Raw genomic sequence first — 17,328 nt, forward strand, 5'->3', positions numbered from 1 at the left:
TCCCCTGCTATTGCCATGCAAGCGCGTCGAATTCCTCCATATTCATATAGAGCCTGCCAATGCCTTCCTGTTGCAAGACAGCCCCTTCGGGCAGCTGATGGACACCATCTGCGTAAATACTCACCTCTTGTGGAGAGCGGGCCCACACCAACCACTGCAACAGTTCGCCTGGCTGATGAATCCCTCGGGAAATCTCTACTGTCTTGCCACCGATCTGCTGAAAAACCGTTATCTCCTTCTTGAAATAGCCTTCGGGCACCAGATAAGAAATCAGCAACAACCCGGGGCGCTGCTCTGGGCGCTGCCGACTGCGATTTGTCTGCAGAGTAATGGGGGTGGCGGCAGTGACGCGATAGCCAGCCACTGGTCTCTGGCTGACGATGACATTCAGGGGTTCCCCGGGGCTGTGTACCTCCTGAATGGCAGCAACAGTGAGACCGAGGCCTTTCAGCCTCAACAGTGCTTTGCTCACGGATTGGTGCCTGAGTTCAGGCATGGCTCTGACCGGCGGCCTGGGCCCCTTGCTAACCAGTAGATCCACTGGACGGCCACGCTCGATCTCACCTAGAGCAGCAGGTGACTGCGCCATGACAATATTGCGAGGATAGCGCTGTGAAAATACCCGGCAGATGCCCCCTTGCTGTAGACCATTCTGGGACAGAACCAGTACTGCTTCCTGCAGCCTGACGCCTACCACATTGGGCATGCGCACAGTTCTGGATCCACGAGAGAGCACCACTTTCACATCCCTGTCGCGTTTGAGTCTGACGCCCGGAGCAGGATCCTGAAAGGCGATAAAATTTTTCGGCACACTATCACTCCATTCGAAGCCGCTTACCTTGATATTCAACCCCAGGGAAGTGAGAAGATCCAGGGCATACACTGTATCATGACCCACCAAGTCGGGAACCACCACCTCCGCCTCATTCTGGACGATCCATTTACTCGTAAAAAAAAGTCCTGATAACAGGGCGATGAGAAAAATCCCCAGGAAGAGGCCTACTCGAAGCATTTTGCCAATAATAGCCATGGAGCCGAACCTCAATACAGTTGCCAAAAGATATCACTGTAGGCCATCGATTTCAAACCGGAAGGGCCGGCAACGATTTGACCTTGCTCCCTTCATAAACCCATATCAGAGGCTCGCCTTCCATTGCAGGGCCCCTTGATGGAGGCGAGCAGGATGTCTTGCAGCCCTGCGCAGCCGCACGGCAAAGAAGCCATCTATGCCATGTTTATGCGGCCAGGTTCTGAGATTGCCGTTTTCATCCACCACTTCTCTGCTCTGCCTGGGCAGAGCAGAGACAGCCGCCTCCTGGCAAAAATCGGCGTGGCAGCCAAGAAACTCCTGGACCACGGCTTCGTTCTCTTCGCGGGAGACTGTGCAAGTAGCATACACCAGGAGACCTCCTGGTCGCACCATGGGCGCCACTGCCGCAAGAAGCGCCAGCTGCGTCCGCTGTAAGCGTCGCAAATCCTTTTTGTTGATCTTCCACTTGATATCTGGTTTCCTCCTGAGTACTCCCAGACCACTGCAGGGTGCATCAAGCAGTATCCGGTCGAAGGAGGCTAGCCAGGGATGGGCTGCGCCCATCTCGAGCAGGTCTACCTCCTTGGTGTCGATGCAGGAGATCTGCAGTCGCCTGGCATTCTCTTGCAAATGGTTTAGGCGCCAGCCCTGCTTGTCCATAGCAGTGAGGCGCCCCTCATTTTTCATCAGTTGGCCCAGATGGGTGCTTTTCCCTCCCAGGCCGGCGCAGGCATCCAGTATCCGTTCTCCGGGTTGAGGAGCCACAAGGTGGCTGACGAGCTGTGCCGCTTCATCCTGTACCTGGAATTCTCCCCGGAGGTATTCAGGCAATGAGGAAAGATCCGTACGGATATTGTCAAGATGAATGGCCTCAGGAGAAAATCTGCCAGGTGTCACCTTGAAACCTCGCGCGCCAAGAACCCTTGCCAATTCAGTAACCGTGGTTTTCAAAGTATTCACCCTGATGGTAGTGGGCGCCACCTCATTGCTCGAGCGGCAGAAGGCTTCCGTTTCCTGCTGACCCAGTTCAGCAAGCCATTTCTCTATCAACCAGCCAGGAAAGGAAAATGCCACTGCCCATCTTTCAGGAGTTGACTTCTCTGACAAAGCGTCTCGGAGAGCGTCGCGGTTGGCTGCAATGCTTCTCAGCACCGCATTGACAAAGCGGACGATGTAGAGAGGTTGACTGGCTTTGGCCAGTTTTACCGCTTCATTCACGGCAGCAGAAGGAGGCACCCGATCTAGATAGAGGAGCTGGTAGGTTGCCAGCCGCAAGATCACTCGTACGGGCAGGGCCATTCTGGCCGACTTCATCCGTGCATAGCGGTCAATGATCCAGTCGAGGCGGGCTTGCCAGCGCAGCGTGCCGTAGACCAGTTCAGTAATAAAGGCCCGGTCTCTGGCATCCAGGGTGGCCTGCCTTTTGAAACACCCACTCAGCAAGACATCAGCATGAGAGCCTTGCTGAGCCACCTGCATGAGGATGTGCATGGCCATCGACCGCGAATTCATCAGTTTCATTGCTCCAGCCGAGATGCCGTTCTTCAGAAGTGCAGCAGAAAATGGGGAATTGGTAACAATTTCCGCTTATTATAGAATAAGGGCAGCGGCAGCTATGGCAGCTCTCTGCGGCTCCACGATCGCCTTCATGACCCGGTCCTGTTTCAGTCTCCCAGCACCGTTCCTTCCCTGAGAGCATAGCCCGAGATAAATTCCTGGATCGGCATTCGCCGTCGCCCTTCGAGTTGCAAAGATTTGAGGCGCACGGCACCCTTGCCAGCCGCCACTAGCAAACCCCGTCTGTCCACGGCTAGCACAGTGCCGGGAGCCTGCCGCCCCATTTCTTTCACAGGAGTGCTGTCGAAGAGTTTTAAACGTCGTTCATTCCAGTAGGTGAAGGCGCCTGGACGAGGATCCAGAGCTCGAATTTTCCTGGAAATTTTTTCTGCCTCTTCCTGCCAGTTTATTCTGGCATCCTCTTTTGTCAGCATGGGCGCATAGGTGGCCCTGGCATGATCCTGGGCTCTAGCTTGCAAGGTCCCCGCCCCCAGGCCTTCCAGGGTCTCGAGCAACAGTGCCGCACCAACGCCTGCCAGGCGGTCGTGCAGGGTGCCTGCATTGTCCTCTGGTTCTATCTTTACCTCCCGGGACAACAGCAGGTCACCGGTATCCATGCCCTCGTCAAGAAGCATGGTGGTTACCCCGGTGACTCTGTCACCTTGCAGCAGGGCCCATTGAATAGGGGCAGGCCCCCGGTACCTGGGCAGCAATGAAGCATGGAGATTCACCGCTCCCAGAGGTGCCGCCCGCAAGAGGGCAGCCGGCAAGATCTGTCCGTAGGCAACTACTACCAGGCAGTCAGCTGCCGCGGCTCTGACCCGCTGCTGCGCATCGGGGACCTTGATGCTGGCAGGCTGGAACACTGGAAGATCATGTCTGGCAGCGACCTCCTTTATCGGCGGCACCTGCAGCTTTCTTCCTCGCCCTCTGGGCCGGTCAGGCTGGGTTATCACCAGCAGCACCCTGACACCGCCTTGCAGGAGCGTCTCCAGACTGGGAACGGCAAACTCGGGGGTACCAAGAAACACCACACTTGGAAGCTTTTTTGTCACCAGAGTCTCTTTCTTCAGAGCGCCACTCTGCTTCGGAGTCAAGCAAAGATGCCTATTTGGCGAGTTTTTTCCTCATCCTGCGCTTGTAGAGATCGCGCTTGAGTCTGCTGATTCGGTCAATGAAAAGAGTGCCGTTGAGATGATCGATCTCATGCTGCAGTACCACGGCGAAGAGGTCTTCTGCCTCTATTTCCACCGGCCTGCCCTCCAGATTGAGTGCCCGAACGACAACCTTCTGGAATCTCTTCACATCCGCCTGATAGTCCGGCACGCTGAGGCAGCCTTCCTCTGTGCTAATTAGCCCTTCGGCCGCCACTATTTCCGGATTGACCAGCACAATAAGATTAGACTCGGGCTTCTTGGGAGCCAGGTCAACCACTATCACCCGGCTCGTTTCCCCCACCTGATTGGCGGCGAGACCTATGCCTGGCGCTTCGTACATGGTCTCTGCCATGTCATCTGCAAGCTTGTATATGCTCCTGTCCACCTGCTCAACCGGGTGAGCCTTCTCGAGAAGCACCTTCTCAGGATATTTCCGAATTTCGAGTATGGCCATCAGTCAACTCCACCCTGTCAGCCTCAGCAGTCCCGCCATAACCTGCAACTGCAGCTTCACTTCCTATCATAACAACGGTTGAGTCTCGCCACAATAGCGTACCATCCCCGGAGTGCTGTCTTCTTGCCGCCGAATCATCTACTGGGGCGTTACTGTCCCGCTAGCCACCTGCTGTTGGCCCCCGAAACCACCCTGTTCCAGCAACCCTGGCGATTGGCCCCAGGGGCAGTGACCAGGCTGAATTATGCCGCCTTTACAGAGCAGCTCTCAGCGAATCCCGGGCATTTCCAGGAGCTGCAATGCTTGCCGAGCAGCAGTGCGCACGTTTCTATCCTCATCCTCCAGCATCGCTTCAAGGGCTGAACGTGAACGGGGATCGCCAATTTTGCCCAAAGCTTCGCTAAGGTGCTGCCTGACAACTGCTTCTCTATCGGCAAGAGCGGCCATCAACGGCTCCACAGCTCGAGTGTCGCCAATATTGCCCAAGGCCTGGGCAGCGCGGCTGCGAATATTCCAGTCCTGGTCCCGCAAGGCAGTGAGCAGTGGCTCGACGGCAATTGGATTACGGAGCAGACCGAGCGTCTCGGCAGCGCTGGCGCGCACATGAGCTGCCTCGTCCTTGCGCTGCAGTACTGCCAGCAGGGGCGCCACTGCCCTGTCATCGCCTATCTTGCCCAAAGCTTCGGCTGCCTGTCTCCTGATGAGCGGCTCCTGGTCGTTGAGAGCCGCCAGCAGTGGCTCGACCGCCCTCGGGTCACCGATCTCACCAAGGGCTTTCGCTGCCTGACTTCGCACCAGAGGATCAGGGTCATCTAGAGCGTCCATGAGAGAGTCGACTCCTGCAGCACCCAGGCCTCTGAGAATTTCCAAAGGCTGGTGGCCGAGATCATAGTGCTGGGGTAATTCATACTTCTCATCTGTGTAGCGGCGGACCTGGCGCTCACTCATTTGCAAACGCTCGGCTATTGCCGCCGGGCTGAGCCCCCGATGCTGAAGGTTCTTCACTCGCAGTAGTTCAGCCTCTTTTCTGGGCATTTGTATGTATCCCATTTCTTCCATACAGCGACTGACCTCGGTCGAGTCAGAAACCAGTCTGCGGCACTGTTCGAGGTCAGCGCGGCTTGCAGCAGCAGAACCATCCTGACGATACCACACCTTGTCACCGACCGCCCGTTGCTCCCATGGGGGCAGACCGGCACAACTGACAAGAGCCAGGCATGCCACTGCCAGGATAATGTTACCCAGAAGTCTAATCATGGCCACTCCAACAGTAAAGAACCACAGAAAAAGGCCAGGCTAGCAAGTTCATCCGAGAATATGTGTCACGACAGTGCCAGCATGTCAAGTGAGGTCTCTATATCGCCCCAGCCCAAGAGGCTACAACCTGCTGAGCAGTTACCAGCGAACCGCATTGTCTCGAGATCATCGAGGCAAATTGCAAATGGCTGAGGCCTCCATTTCTGCACAAAAGCTAACCAACTATAATAATACAGCAAAAATGTGTTCAAGAGGTGGCACTGATCTTGCTAATTCTCTAGACACCAGGAGTTTTGAGATGAATGCTGGGCACAATCCTACTGACCGCCAGAAACTTGAAAGCGACGGGTTCAAGATCCTGCTCGTAGAGCAGGACAAGGAAGCCGTTGAGCAGCTCAGAGGACTCCTCATCGCTAATGGTTATCAGGTGGCCCACCTCGATCCTAGTGCCATTGGTTCCACCAATGATATGCCCACCAGTTACGATGCCATTATTTTCTCCGAGGATAGTGCTTGTCTCACCCTGAGCGATCTGCAGGAGGTTCTCGGCCTCGATCGTCGCAGTTCTTTTCTGATACTGCTCGGCGGCAGTTCTACAGTAGAGCGAGCAGTGGATGCCATGCTCGAGGGCGCCCATGCCTATCTGACCAAGCCAGTATGTGGCAAGAGACTGCTGGATGTGTTGAAAAAAGGATTCGAAAATCAGAAAATTTTTCATGATATCATGCAGATGGCCACTGAAGTCCAGGAAGTGAACCGCCAGCTCGAGCAACACAGAAAGAATTTGCTCGAGGAAAAGAAGCAGCTAGAAAGAAAGACGGAACAGCTCCACCTGCTCTATGATCTCAGTCTCACAGTGAATGCCTCCCTCGACAGAGAAGAAATTGTCCATAAAGTATTTCATCACCTGCACCAGGTCTTCCAGGTGGACTGGTGCCGCGTGTGTTTGTTCAATAGCCATGAGAACCAGGATTGGGAATGCGTGGTGGGCAGCCGTGCCTCTGGACTGTCAGCAGTGCAGTCCCTACCCCTTTCAGCCCAGGGCAAATCCATTGGCGTCATGGAGTTGACAACCACTGCAGCAATTAGCAAAGAACATCGCCAATTGCTTGACACTATTGCCCTGCAGGTCGGTATGGCCCTCCAAAATGCCAACAGTCATGAACTGGTCAAACATCTTGCTGACCAGGATCCGCTGACCCGTCTGGGTAATCGGCGGTCTTTCGAACGTCAATTGCAGAGGGAGTTCAGGAGATACCGTCGCTACCGCCAGGATATGTCTCTCATCCTCTGCGACCTGGATCGCTTCAAGGAAATCAACGATCGCTTTGGACATCAAACTGGCGACAAGGTGCTTCGTCATCTGGGGCGGGTGATGCTCGAAAGCTTCCGTGACTGCGACTATGTGGCCCGCTGGGGTGGAGACGAATTCGCTGTCATTCTCCCCAACACTGCCAAAGAACAGGCCTTGCTCTCAGCTGAACGACTGCGTCAGCGTTTACGACAACCTGTGGAAAATGATGGCCGAGCCCTCATACAGGTGAGTGCCAGCTTTGGCATTGCCGACACAAAATCATGTGCCCTCAATAAGGCACACGACCTGCTTGCCCTGGCAGATCAGGCCCTTTATCAGGGTAAGAAGGCAGGGGGAGACGAAATACGACTGTGCCAGGAAAACCAGCAACCTCCGTCTGACTCTTGTCCGCTGTGGATTGAGGCAGGAACACCTGCGACCATTGCCTGGTAGTAGAGGGCTGTTCAATCCCCCCTTATTGGGCCTTGTGATTCTCCCGGAGCCCTTGTCGCAATTGCAATGCGTCAACCACAATGCTCTGCACCTTCGTCAATTCAAAAGGCTTGCAAAGCAAGAGATCCACGCCCTTCTCCTTCATTTCATTTTCGTTCAGTTCATTTCCCCAACCCGTGATCAGCACCACCGGGATGGAGGGTGTGCGCCGCTTGATGGCCGCAGCCACCTCCCAGCCGCTGAGATCCGGCATACCTAGATCGGTGAGCACAGCATCAAAACTCTGTTTCTCCAACTCTGCCAGTCCTTCCCTTCCCCCGGCCACACTAACCACCTCATGGCCCAACTGCTCGATCATAGTTGCCAATACATCTCGGACGAGATTGTCGTCGTCAATGAGGAGAATTCGAGCTTTCTGCATCCCCTGGCTATCGCCTTTCTTTTCCTTGTCGGCTGCTGACTCTTGACTGAGCGGCAGACGGATTGTAAAGGTTGTCCCTTTTCCCAGTTCACTTTCCACGGCGATCTCCCCCTCGTGCCTGCGGATTATCCCATAGGCCACACTGAGGCCGAGGCCAGAATTGCCAGGGCCTTTGCTGGTGAAAAACGGGTCGAAGATGCGATCCACAGTCTCACTGCTCATACCTGTACCACTGTCCTCAATGCGCACGAAACCCCGGGACTCAGTCGTCCAGGTGGAAACAGTGATCCTGCCTCCAGATGGCATGGCATCCAGGGCATTGAGGATAATGTTGGTGAAGGCCTCACGCAGCTCTGAACCGTCACCAGCCACCGGGTTTACATCATTGAGACGTGTGACAAATTCAACCTTCCTGCCACTCTTCTGCAACTGGTCTTTCCAGACCGGCTTGGTGATTGTCAGCACGTCGCTGATCAAATCTCTGAGATTCAGGGGCACGAATTCCCTGGTGCGTCTGGTGCGACTGAACTCTTGAATGCGCTTCACAGTGGCTGCCCCGTCTCGGGCAGCCATTTCCACAGCCTTCAACTTCTCCCTCTGTTCGGGAGCGCTGATATCGGCAAGAAGCAGTTGAGTGTAGCCAATGATGGCAGCCAGACTATTATTGAAATCATGGGCTACGCCAGAAGCCATCTGGCCGAGCGCTCTCAGTTTTTCGGTCTGGGCCATACGGGATTTGGTCTGCTGCAGTTTCTTGTGGGTCCTCTCCAGGTACTCTGTCCGCTGCCTCACCTTTTCTTCCAGCTCACTATTGATTTCTTGCAGCTCCTTGTACATCCGGGCATGGTCGAGCTGTACAGCGATCTGGTTGGCCACGATGATCATGCCGTGCAGATCTCTCCCCTGAAAGGAATTCTTCTCTTTGCAGCTCAGATTGAGAACCCCAACTGTTTCACCTCGTACCAGCAGAGGCAGACAGAGAAGAGAACCGATCTCCACGCTCTGGCGCGGATCTGTCAAGAATCTTTCATCTTTTTCCACATCGTTTATGAGAATGGGGGTTGCTTCCTCCAGTACTTTGCCAGCTACTCCTTCACCCTTCTTGAGAGACACGGTGGCAAAGTGGTTGCCCTTATCATGAGAGTCCGCATTGCTGCTGTCCACTCCTCTGGCCACTTTTAGCTTGAGTTCTCTTTTCTCCGGGTCGAAAAGCATTATGGAGGCATTGTCTACTGGCAGTTCATCCAGGAGGATGTCGAGGACAGCGCCACAGGTCTTCTCTACATCTTCGTCCAGCGCCACAGAGTCAGTGAGCCTCCGGGCTACAGAAAGTTCTCGCAAGCGCTGGAGTTGGATGCGACCACTATCATGCAATACTGCCCGGACTGCCTTGAGGTCTACCCTGGTCTGGTGCTGGGATGGCTTGTCTTCCAACATTTCTTGTCCGCTTGCATCTTCTGCAGATGGGCTAACCAAAGAAATGACTCCCGCGGATCTGCCGCGGTGCCAGCTAACGAATAACCATCTAACCTCATTCCTCCTAGGAAATTAGTGAAAACACTTCCTTTATTGCTGTCTGCTGTCGGCGAACAGCCCCGCACATCTCGGCCAGCTCTTCACTGTCTAGCTGCAGGACCGCCATGGCCTCCTTGCTGCCTCCATCAAATGGCCAGATGTTTTCTTCTCCTGCCGTCGCTTGATGGGCCAGTTTGTTGGCCAGATATACGGTGGCCACTCCTTTCGGACGAACCACAGAAGCGGCAAAAGGGGAATGATGCTGGGCAATGAGTTCCATGAGCTCTGCGGGGAAATGCCATCTCTCGGCCAGCCAGCCTCCTACTTGGCCGTGGTGAAGCTGATACGCCTCCTTCTCTGCTTCGTGGTCTGCCTGCCCTCTGCTTCTGGCTTCCTGGACCACAGTGAAATATGCGTCTCCCAGTATAGAGTGTAGGGCGAGCTTGCCAATGTCATGGAGGAGCGCCCCAATGTAGACCTTTTCAGGGTGTATTTCTTGACCCCGATCACCCAAAAGCCTGACGGCAGCAGCACTGGTGAGAACATGAATCCAGAAATCCTCCAGCACCTCCGCTGGCACCACAGAAGAAAAACTGTCATATACAGAGATTGTCAGACTAGCACTGCGCACCTCATTGAAGCCTACCACGATTACCGCCTGCTCAATGGTGGCTACATTACGGAAGCGTCCATAATAGGCTGAGTTCGCCATTTTCAAGATCTTCGAACACAAGGCTTGATCCTTGGCAATAATGTCAGCGAGATCTTTTACTGTGGAGTCTTCGTCTTCAATCGTATTAAGAATCATGGTAAATGAGTGCGGCAGGGTGGGAACTTCCTCGAGACGACGTATTTTCTCTCTGATTTCTTTGGCATTACTCATATGACAAGCCTTATCTTTATTGAAATCTGTGGCTCACAAATTCAGGAAAGAGATCACCATACCATAATCCGGGATGTTACAAGAGTTTTATCGGCAAAAAGCGGAAAAATCTTAAATAAATACGAGATAGGCTGCTTCAGGAAAAGCTGCAAAAAGGTACGGCCAGGAAAAAAAGGAACATCAAATGAGTTGACCGCTGCATACTTTATTTTTACTGAGTAACTGCAAGGGCAGGAAGATGATCAGGGGATTGACTTCTGTTGCCAATTGACAGCTATCTTATCATTCTTAATTGTTCTTCAATATTTCTCGCACTGCTGTCAGAACCTGTTCTATTTTGTACGGTTTACGAATGAATCCTTTTGCACCTAGTTCGAGCAGTTCCTGCTGCACAGCGCTGCTTGCATAGCCGCTGGCAACTAGTACCCTAGCCTGGGGATTGATCTTCAGGAGTTCCTTCAAGCATTCTTTGCCTCCCATACCAGGCATGATGAGATCTAGGATAATGACTTCTATCCCAGCCTCTTCCTTGGCATAGAGCTCCAGAGCCCATTCACCTTTCGCCGAACAGACCACGGTGTAGCCAAACATCTCGAGCATCTGTTTGACTGAATTTCGAATGGCTTCCTCATCCTCGATGAGCAAGATTTTCTCAGAGCCTGCTTGACAAACCGCTGCCTGCTCTTCAGCGGGAGTGGTGCGCCTCACCTGTGACACCGGCAATAGAATTTTGAAGGTTGTGCCATGGCCTGGACTGCTCTCTACAGTGATATGGCCCGAGTGATTGGCCACAATCCTCTTCACCATGGCCAATCCCAAGCCAGCACCCGCGCCATTTTGCTTGGTGGTGTAGAATGGTTGGAAGATTTGCTCGAGCATCTCTGCTGACATGCCGTGGCCGGTGTCAGTAATGGTGAGCTCCACATACTCTCCTGGCTTTATCTCCTGACGCAGACGACACTTCTCCTCACTTATGCTGACATTTGCCGTGGAGATGGTCAGGATTCCACCCTTCGGCATGCTGTCTCTGGCGTTGTTGGCCAAGTTGACGAGCACTTGTTCAATCTGGGTCGCATCAGCCAAAACAGTAGGCAGATCAGGGCCGAGCTCTAGTTCTATATTTATCATTCTGGGCATGGCGAGGCGCAAGAGATCCTCTGTTTTTTCCACAAGAGGATTGAGCTCCACCGGCTGTAGTTTACTGTCCAACTTCCGGCTGAAGCTCAGTAACTGGCCGGTCATCTGTTTTCCTCTCTCCGCAATGCTGAGAATCTCACGTAGCTGGCGCATGCAGTTTTCTTCATCGGCCCTTCCCAGCAGCAGCAGCTCTGCATAGCCCTGGATGCCCTGGAGTACATTGTTGAAATCATGGGCGATACCCCCAGTAAGAGTGCCGAGAGCTTCCATCTTCTGGGCCTGGCAGAGCTGCGCCTCCAGCTGCAGCCTCTCTTCCTGGGCATGCTTCCGCTCGGTAATGTCTTTGATGTAATCTATGACCCCCACCACATTGCCAGCGCCGTCTCTGAACGGAAATGCAGATATCTCGAACCATCTAGTTGACTGGTACCCATATTCAAAGGGAACTTCGCGAACACTCACCTCACCGGTCTCCAACGTTATGACCGCGGGGCACCAGGGGCAGGGCTCCTCCCTCATCTGGTAGACCTGGTAGCATTTCCTGCCTAATAGAGTATTCTTGTCTGCAAAGGCGCGCTCCAGCGACCTGTTGGTACGAATAATGTTGAAATGTAGATCGAGAACGCATATGCCGTCTTGAATGGAGTTGAATATGTCGCTGATAAATAATCTTTCCCTGCGCAGGACGTCTTCGGCAACCTTTCGTTTGCAGATCTCTTCCTCCAACAGGCCGCTCGTCTCCAGCACCAGCTCCCCATCCAACCGCCAATCTCCTGAGGGATGCTGTAAACGGCTCTCAGAAGAATTTCTGCTCATTTGTCACCTCTCCTCCTATCTACTCCTCTGTCCAGCAGCAACTTTCTGCCCTGGGGAAACTCGGCTCGGGCGTCCCCCGTGACCTGACTCTACTTTGGAGTAGAATACAGACAGCACCTGTTGCGTCCTTCAGCTTTCGCCTGGTAGAGGGCTCGATCAGCCATATCGAGCAGATCGTCATGGGTGATGTCTGCTTCCGCCTCGAGCGAGGCAACGCCGATGCTGACGCTTACCTGTACGCTCTTGCCTTCGAATTCAATGGCAAGAGATGCCAGCTGCTGCCGCAATCGCTCCACTGCAATCATAGCACCTGTACTGTCCGTCTCCGGCATGATGATGGCGAATTCTTCTCCACCATAACGAGCAATAATGTCTGACTCCCGGAAGCAGTCAGTCATGTGGCGGGCAACTGTCCGCAGCACCAGGTCACCAGCAAGGTGGCCGAAAGTATCATTGATGGCCTTGAACAGGTCAAAATCAACAATGGCGAGCGCCAGCTTGGACCTGTATCTCTGAGCACGGTAGAATTCGTTTTTGAGAAATTGACGGAAACCTTTATAGTTGAACAACCCTGTGAGACTGTCGCGCAGCGTCTGTTCTTTCAAGGTGGCAATAATTTTTTCTTGTTTCAATAGATCTGTCACTATGCTGCTAGATAGATTTATAAGCTCCTTCCGAGCCTCTTCAATCAAGTGTAGATAGTTTTCCTGTTTATCAACCCTGATTTCGAACAGAGGCAAAATATCCTTGGTGTTTTTATCAATTTGTTCGATTATGTCGTCCAATCTTATTTTATCCGCAAGATCATATTTCACCCAGGTTTCTTCCAATTGTTTAAGATAGTTAATGTTTTTCTGTGCAAGAAAATCACTGATAAGTGCAGCCAGATAGAGCAATTTTGTATAACCTTCTGCCTCAACTGCCGCTTCAGGCAATCGTTCGGGGTAATGATGATAGCTTATTGGTATGGAAAAGTTGTCAGGAAGACCCCATTTATCAACAAGAAATCCTCCTACCTGCATATGATTTATGCCAATTATCTTTTTTTCAGCTTCGTGATCTGTGCAGGAGCCTGCTTCTACTTCTTTTGCCACCAGTTCGTATTTCTCAGGGAGGCACTGGCTCAATACGAAGACCCCAATGTTGTGAAGCAGACCTAAAAAGAACACATCTTCCGCGCCGGAAGCAAGCAGCTGCTCTCCGATCAGTTTTGCTGCCACCGCTGCTATGAGCGAATTCTTCCAGAAGAGTGTGTGATCGAAAGAACTGCCGTTTCCCTGATTGTAGTTGCGGATAAGAGAAAAGCTTAGGGCTAGGTTCTTTACCGTGTTTATGCCGAGCAAATTTACTGCCAGCGGTACTGAAGTGACCTTCCTGGGCAAGCCGTAAAATGGTGAGTTGATCATTCTCAGCACCTTGGCACTGAGTGGTGGATCTTTGGAAAGGATGTCGGCAATCTCGTTCAAACCGGCCTTTTCATTTCTCACTGCGGCAAGAATTTCCATTGCTATGCCCGGCAGGGTTGCCAGATTTTCCGATTTCCTGATGATCTCTTCCACGTCTACTTGGCTCACTCTCTGTTCACCTCGTTGCGCCTCGGATAATCCAGTTCGTCGTGCACCCATCCAGCAGCCAGACACACTGCTATCACAGACACTTGTCTCTCCGAATCAGAAGCCTCATGCAACAGGCATGCCTCGAGAAAGTGGCGGCCCGGATTCCCCAGGCTCCTGGCCCAGGACCCCGACAGCTGGCAGCAACTGTGCCTGCCACCAGGGCACTGCCATGACAACATGCTGCTGATTCGCACAATTAGTAAAATAAATTGCCTGTAAATTCCCTGTCTTACAGTTAAATCGTCTGTCAGTTGCTCAGCCTGTGCTCTCGGGAAAAGAGCACCTTTTTGCTCTGAACCCCATTGTAGAACCTCACTTGCCGCAACTCTGCCATCTCCTTCTTTGTTTGATCTCCAACACAGCTTCTCTGTCAATGAAGCACTGCAGAGCCCCGAGGTGGCAAGGGCAGGGCACCACGAGTAAAAGAAAAATAGTACAGACCTGTATACCTTCCTTGTCAGAAAAAGCTCATGGAGGCATGGGTATTGCAAAAATAGATACTGAGGCACACCTCCAACCGCAACTCGGTATATGGCTATTGTGGTCCAAGGGGAGACCTCAGACAAGAGAATTTTATGAAATCATATCTGATTATAATAGGCAGCACTCTCCTTTGTCTGATCTTGTTCTTCCGGCGCCAGAGCCGCCGCCAGCCTCGGAAACTCTGTCAGGTAGACAGTGAATGCCAAATTAGAACAATCCTGGAACAGTCAATCATTGAGAGACAGGCTTACGAAATAGTCGTAGAACTGCAGGAAACCTCTTCATCAATGACTGCAGTTCCCATGGAATTGACCGAAAAGAACACTTTGCTGGTCGAGCTCCTGGACTATGGCAGTGAATTGACAAAGTTGCGCCAGTTGCCCCTGACTGTCTACTTTCGGGTGGGACATGGGCAAGGACAACAGTTTTTCTATTTCAATACGTCAGCAAGCGGCATCATCCAGAAGCAGATTGGCCGAGTGAAACATCGGCTTCTCAGTATTGCAATTCCTTCTTGTCTACACCAGGGCCAGAAACGGCGTCACTACAGACTGCAACCTGCCAAGGCAGCGCGTGTATGCGTTTCTCTCAGAGCGACAGGGCCAGCTCACCGCAGGCGCCAGCGCCTGATGCTGCAGAATGCTCCCGTGGATGATATCAGCGCCGGCGGTCTCAGCTTCACCAGCAGAGATCTTCCTGCAATCAGCGAACTTGGCAAAGGCGACGTCATGGTCCTGGAAGTATCATTCCAGCCGTGCTGTTTCGAAAGTCGGCAAGCAAGGGTGCCAGCAACCATCTTTTTCCAGGCGGAGCTCCTGGGCAACAGGCTGATAAAGCAGGGCAGGCGGCGTTTGCGTTTCCGCTTTCTCAGCCGACAGGTTGATGCGGGCTATGGCAAGTCCTATTTCTCAGATGACCTGGACAGGCTGAACGAAGATCTGTCACGCTGGATTCATGAATGTCAAAGGATGATCATCAAGCAACGGCGGCTGGCAGAAAACCTTGAGCATGGTCAAGAGCATCGTCGCTCGGTATCTCAACGCTCGCCCTGACCCTGGAAGGACGACAGAGAGACTTCCTCCTTGCCCTGCGTTACCCAACTCGCAAGGGCAACCTGTCCCCCTGCCAAGACTCTCTTACTTTGCTGTAATTCTGCAACATGCCTTCTGGGAACGGCCATTGTCAGGAGCGAGGAGAGGATGGCGATGGGAGTAGCAGCAGTTGTGCAGTACCAGTTGCTTGCCGAGCAGCTTGTTGGTATTTATGACAATCGGTCCCAGGAGGTTGATTGTCATGGCCGTGGGATCCTGACGGGGGATGGTTACCAGGCCATAGACGGCACACTGCCCCTCGTCTTGCAGTTGCAGTTCTTGCTTGTCCTCTTCGTGCAACTCTATCTGGTATTCAGGAACAACAGCTGCCGTCAGGACGACCACAAAGGCCAGGGTAGGATCATCAATAGATTGCAGCCAGAGAAAGGGAGAATCCTCCCTGTGTGACAGAAGCACGAATCTTTTCTGCTGCGGAAATCCCACCAGCCCTTTGGGCAGAGTGACGATCTGTCCAGTAGTGATCTGGATCTTGCCGAAGCGGCTCGTCTCAACATGAAGAATATCGCTTTGCTGGGCTTTTTCTTCTGCTGTGTTCTGCAAACTATTCTCCTCTACCGCGAAGCCACAGAGAATGCGCCTCCTGAAGATCAGCGGGTGCGGCTGCAGCCATGCGGTTCTGAGCCGCTATACGCTGGTATACTTCACTGCGATGAACGGCGGTATCTGCCGGGGCACTGATTCCCAGCCGTACTTGCCGTCCTCTGATCTCCAGTACCTGTACCAAGATATCGTCACCTATCTGTATTCCCTCTCCAGCCTTCCTGGCTAATATGAGCACCTCTCACCCTCCGTGGTGAACTCGAGACGATCCATTGTCTTGCTGCCGGTGGAGCCTGACGGCTACCCATTGTGCCGCTGTCTCCTGCTGCGGCTCTCCTGTCCCGCCCATCTGATTTGCGGGCTCTATGCTAACTTTGCCAACCGCTCAGTAGTGCCACCTCAGAGGTAGTCGAGCAGAGTGATCCTGGTGATCATGGTGGCAGATTGCAGAGCAGCCTCATAGGCAAGCTGCTGATTTTTGAGCTGGGTAATGGCGGCAACTATATCAGCGTCCTCCACCTGAGAAAGCCGTTCTTTGTTGAATAAGCCCAGGGAATCATTGAGAGTCTCTCTGACATCCAACCGTTCGAGCCTGGCCCCCACGTCTGCCGCCTCATCGAGCACTTTGTCCTGAGCTGCAGCCAGTTCCACAAGGCTGCTGCCAATAGCCTCGGTATTATTGTTGAGCAGCGCCGCCCGCAGCTCATCCAGGATGTCCAGGACGCTCTTGCCACTTGCCAGTTCGAGCACGCCTGAAGCGGTTACGTTCTTGGTCACTTTGGCGTTGCGGCCAATGTGCACCTCAACGGCATCATCCCCGGCCGTCATCTCATAGTGATGGATGGGAACGGTATAGCGGTCTGCCACCTGGAAGCTGCCGCCAAGAACGTCAAAGTTCACGTCCATGCCTGCCGCGATGTTCACGTCTGTACCACTGGCCACGTTATTGTACTCTGCCCAGGTGGTGCCGCCGTCGTTTGAGACTCGGAAGGAGATGGTGGATTTGTCTGCGGCCACAGCTGTTACCTCGATCAGGTAGGGATTGCTGGGAAATGTCTGGTCTATGAGTAGAGGATCCCAGGTTACGGTAATGTCTGCAGCATCGCCTCCAGTCTGCTGGTGGGCCACAACATCTGCTACACTGTTCAGGTGGCCAACTGCCTGCTGGTCTGTCTGAAAACCAGAAAAAACATACACGCCGTTCTGCTGAAAATTGACAGCCTGCATGACTTCTTCTGAAAGATGCCAGACTTCGGCAGCGGCAATTCTGCGATTCTCAGCAGACGATGTCTCGGAAGCCATCTGCACGGCAATCTCTTTTGCCCTGGTAAGTACCTGGGTTATGTGGTCTATAATACTTTCACTGGCCTGCAGTTGCGCTTTGGCCTCGTTGATGTTGTCGCTGTATTGCTGCAGTTCGCTCAAGCTGCCTTTGATGTCCAGCGCAAGGGCAGCAGCTGGAGGATCATCTGCAGGGCTGCTGATCCTCTTGCCGGAACTGACAACCTGATTCAAGTCCTGCAACCTTTCTGTCTGTCGAAAGAGGGTCTGAATAATCTGGTCGTATACCGTCCTGGTGGCAACTTTCATAAGCCATCTCCCT

At 53.1% G+C, this 17,328-nt stretch carries 14 protein-coding genes; 2 read left to right on the plus strand and 12 right to left on the minus strand.

What is annotated here, in order from left to right; all coding sequences use genetic code 11:
- Positions 1–7: 7 nt before the first annotated feature.
- The 5 genes from JRI89_00370 to JRI89_00390 all read right to left on the minus strand — a co-directional run bounded on the left by JRI89_00370 (position 8) and on the right by JRI89_00390 (position 5,455).
- Positions 8–1,030 (minus strand): PASTA domain-containing protein, encoded by a 1,023-nt coding sequence (locus JRI89_00370; protein MBW2069684.1) that lies wholly within the window; start codon positions 1,028–1,030, stop codon positions 8–10.
- Between the two features lie 105 nt (positions 1,031–1,135).
- Positions 1,136–2,542 carry a 16S rRNA (cytosine(967)-C(5))-methyltransferase RsmB gene (gene rsmB, locus JRI89_00375; GenBank protein MBW2069685.1) on the minus strand — a complete coding sequence of 469 codons (1,407 nt, stop codon included), beginning with the start codon at positions 2,540–2,542 and terminating at the stop codon, positions 1,136–1,138.
- Between the two features lie 152 nt (positions 2,543–2,694).
- A complete protein-coding gene (locus JRI89_00380) occupies positions 2,695–3,642 on the minus strand; it encodes a methionyl-tRNA formyltransferase (protein ID MBW2069686.1) in 948 nt (315 codons plus the stop codon).
- Positions 3,643–3,694: 52 nt separating this feature from the next.
- The gene (def, locus tag JRI89_00385) at positions 3,695–4,198 is read right to left on the minus strand and encodes a peptide deformylase (GenBank protein ID MBW2069687.1); all 504 of its coding nucleotides are present in this window, start codon (positions 4,196–4,198) and stop codon (positions 3,695–3,697) included.
- A 267-nt stretch (positions 4,199–4,465) separates the two neighbouring features.
- Complete coding sequence (locus tag JRI89_00390; GenBank protein MBW2069688.1) at positions 4,466–5,455, minus strand: HEAT repeat domain-containing protein; 990 nt, start codon at positions 5,453–5,455, stop codon at positions 4,466–4,468.
- Between the two features lie 298 nt (positions 5,456–5,753).
- Between JRI89_00390 and JRI89_00395 the strand changes: the two genes are divergently transcribed.
- Complete coding sequence (locus JRI89_00395) at positions 5,754–7,202, plus strand: diguanylate cyclase (protein ID MBW2069689.1); 1,449 nt, start codon at positions 5,754–5,756, stop codon at positions 7,200–7,202.
- A 22-nt stretch (positions 7,203–7,224) separates the two neighbouring features.
- Here the strand turns inward: JRI89_00395 and JRI89_00400 are convergent, their stop codons facing one another.
- The 4 genes from JRI89_00400 to JRI89_00415 form a co-directional block, all read right to left on the minus strand.
- On the minus strand, positions 7,225–9,060 hold the full coding sequence (locus tag JRI89_00400) for a response regulator (GenBank protein ID MBW2069690.1): 1,836 nt from the start codon (positions 9,058–9,060) through the stop codon (positions 7,225–7,227).
- A 103-nt stretch (positions 9,061–9,163) separates the two neighbouring features.
- The gene (locus JRI89_00405) at positions 9,164–10,021 is read right to left on the minus strand and encodes an HDOD domain-containing protein (GenBank protein ID MBW2069691.1); all 858 of its coding nucleotides are present in this window, start codon (positions 10,019–10,021) and stop codon (positions 9,164–9,166) included.
- A 288-nt stretch (positions 10,022–10,309) separates the two neighbouring features.
- Positions 10,310–11,974, minus strand: coding sequence for a response regulator (locus tag JRI89_00410; protein MBW2069692.1), 1,665 nt, complete (start codon positions 11,972–11,974; stop codon positions 10,310–10,312).
- 89 nt (positions 11,975–12,063) lie between these two features.
- The gene (locus tag JRI89_00415; protein ID MBW2069693.1) at positions 12,064–13,548 is read right to left on the minus strand and encodes a GGDEF domain-containing protein; all 1,485 of its coding nucleotides are present in this window, start codon (positions 13,546–13,548) and stop codon (positions 12,064–12,066) included.
- A 617-nt stretch (positions 13,549–14,165) separates the two neighbouring features.
- Here JRI89_00415 and JRI89_00420 point away from each other — a divergent pair.
- Positions 14,166–15,125: a hypothetical protein gene (locus JRI89_00420; protein ID MBW2069694.1), complete on the plus strand. Its 960-nt coding sequence runs from the start codon at positions 14,166–14,168 to the stop codon at positions 15,123–15,125.
- Between the two features lie 84 nt (positions 15,126–15,209).
- Here JRI89_00420 and JRI89_00425 read toward each other — a convergent pair whose 3' ends face one another.
- The 3 genes from JRI89_00425 to flgL form a co-directional block, all read right to left on the minus strand.
- Positions 15,210–15,725, minus strand: a complete 516-nt coding sequence (locus tag JRI89_00425; GenBank protein ID MBW2069695.1) for a flagellar assembly protein FliW — start codon at positions 15,723–15,725, stop codon at positions 15,210–15,212.
- Position 15,726: 1 nt separating this feature from the next.
- Positions 15,727–15,963 (minus strand): carbon storage regulator CsrA, encoded by a 237-nt coding sequence (gene csrA, locus JRI89_00430; GenBank protein ID MBW2069696.1) that lies wholly within the window; start codon positions 15,961–15,963, stop codon positions 15,727–15,729.
- A 161-nt stretch (positions 15,964–16,124) separates the two neighbouring features.
- A complete protein-coding gene (gene flgL / locus JRI89_00435; GenBank protein MBW2069697.1) occupies positions 16,125–17,315 on the minus strand; it encodes a flagellar hook-associated protein FlgL in 1,191 nt (396 codons plus the stop codon).
- Positions 17,316–17,328 lie beyond the last annotated feature (13 nt).

The sequence above is a fragment of the Deltaproteobacteria bacterium genome (assembly GCA_019309045.1).
Lineage (GTDB): Bacteria > Desulfobacterota > Syntrophobacteria > BM002 > BM002 > JAFDGZ01.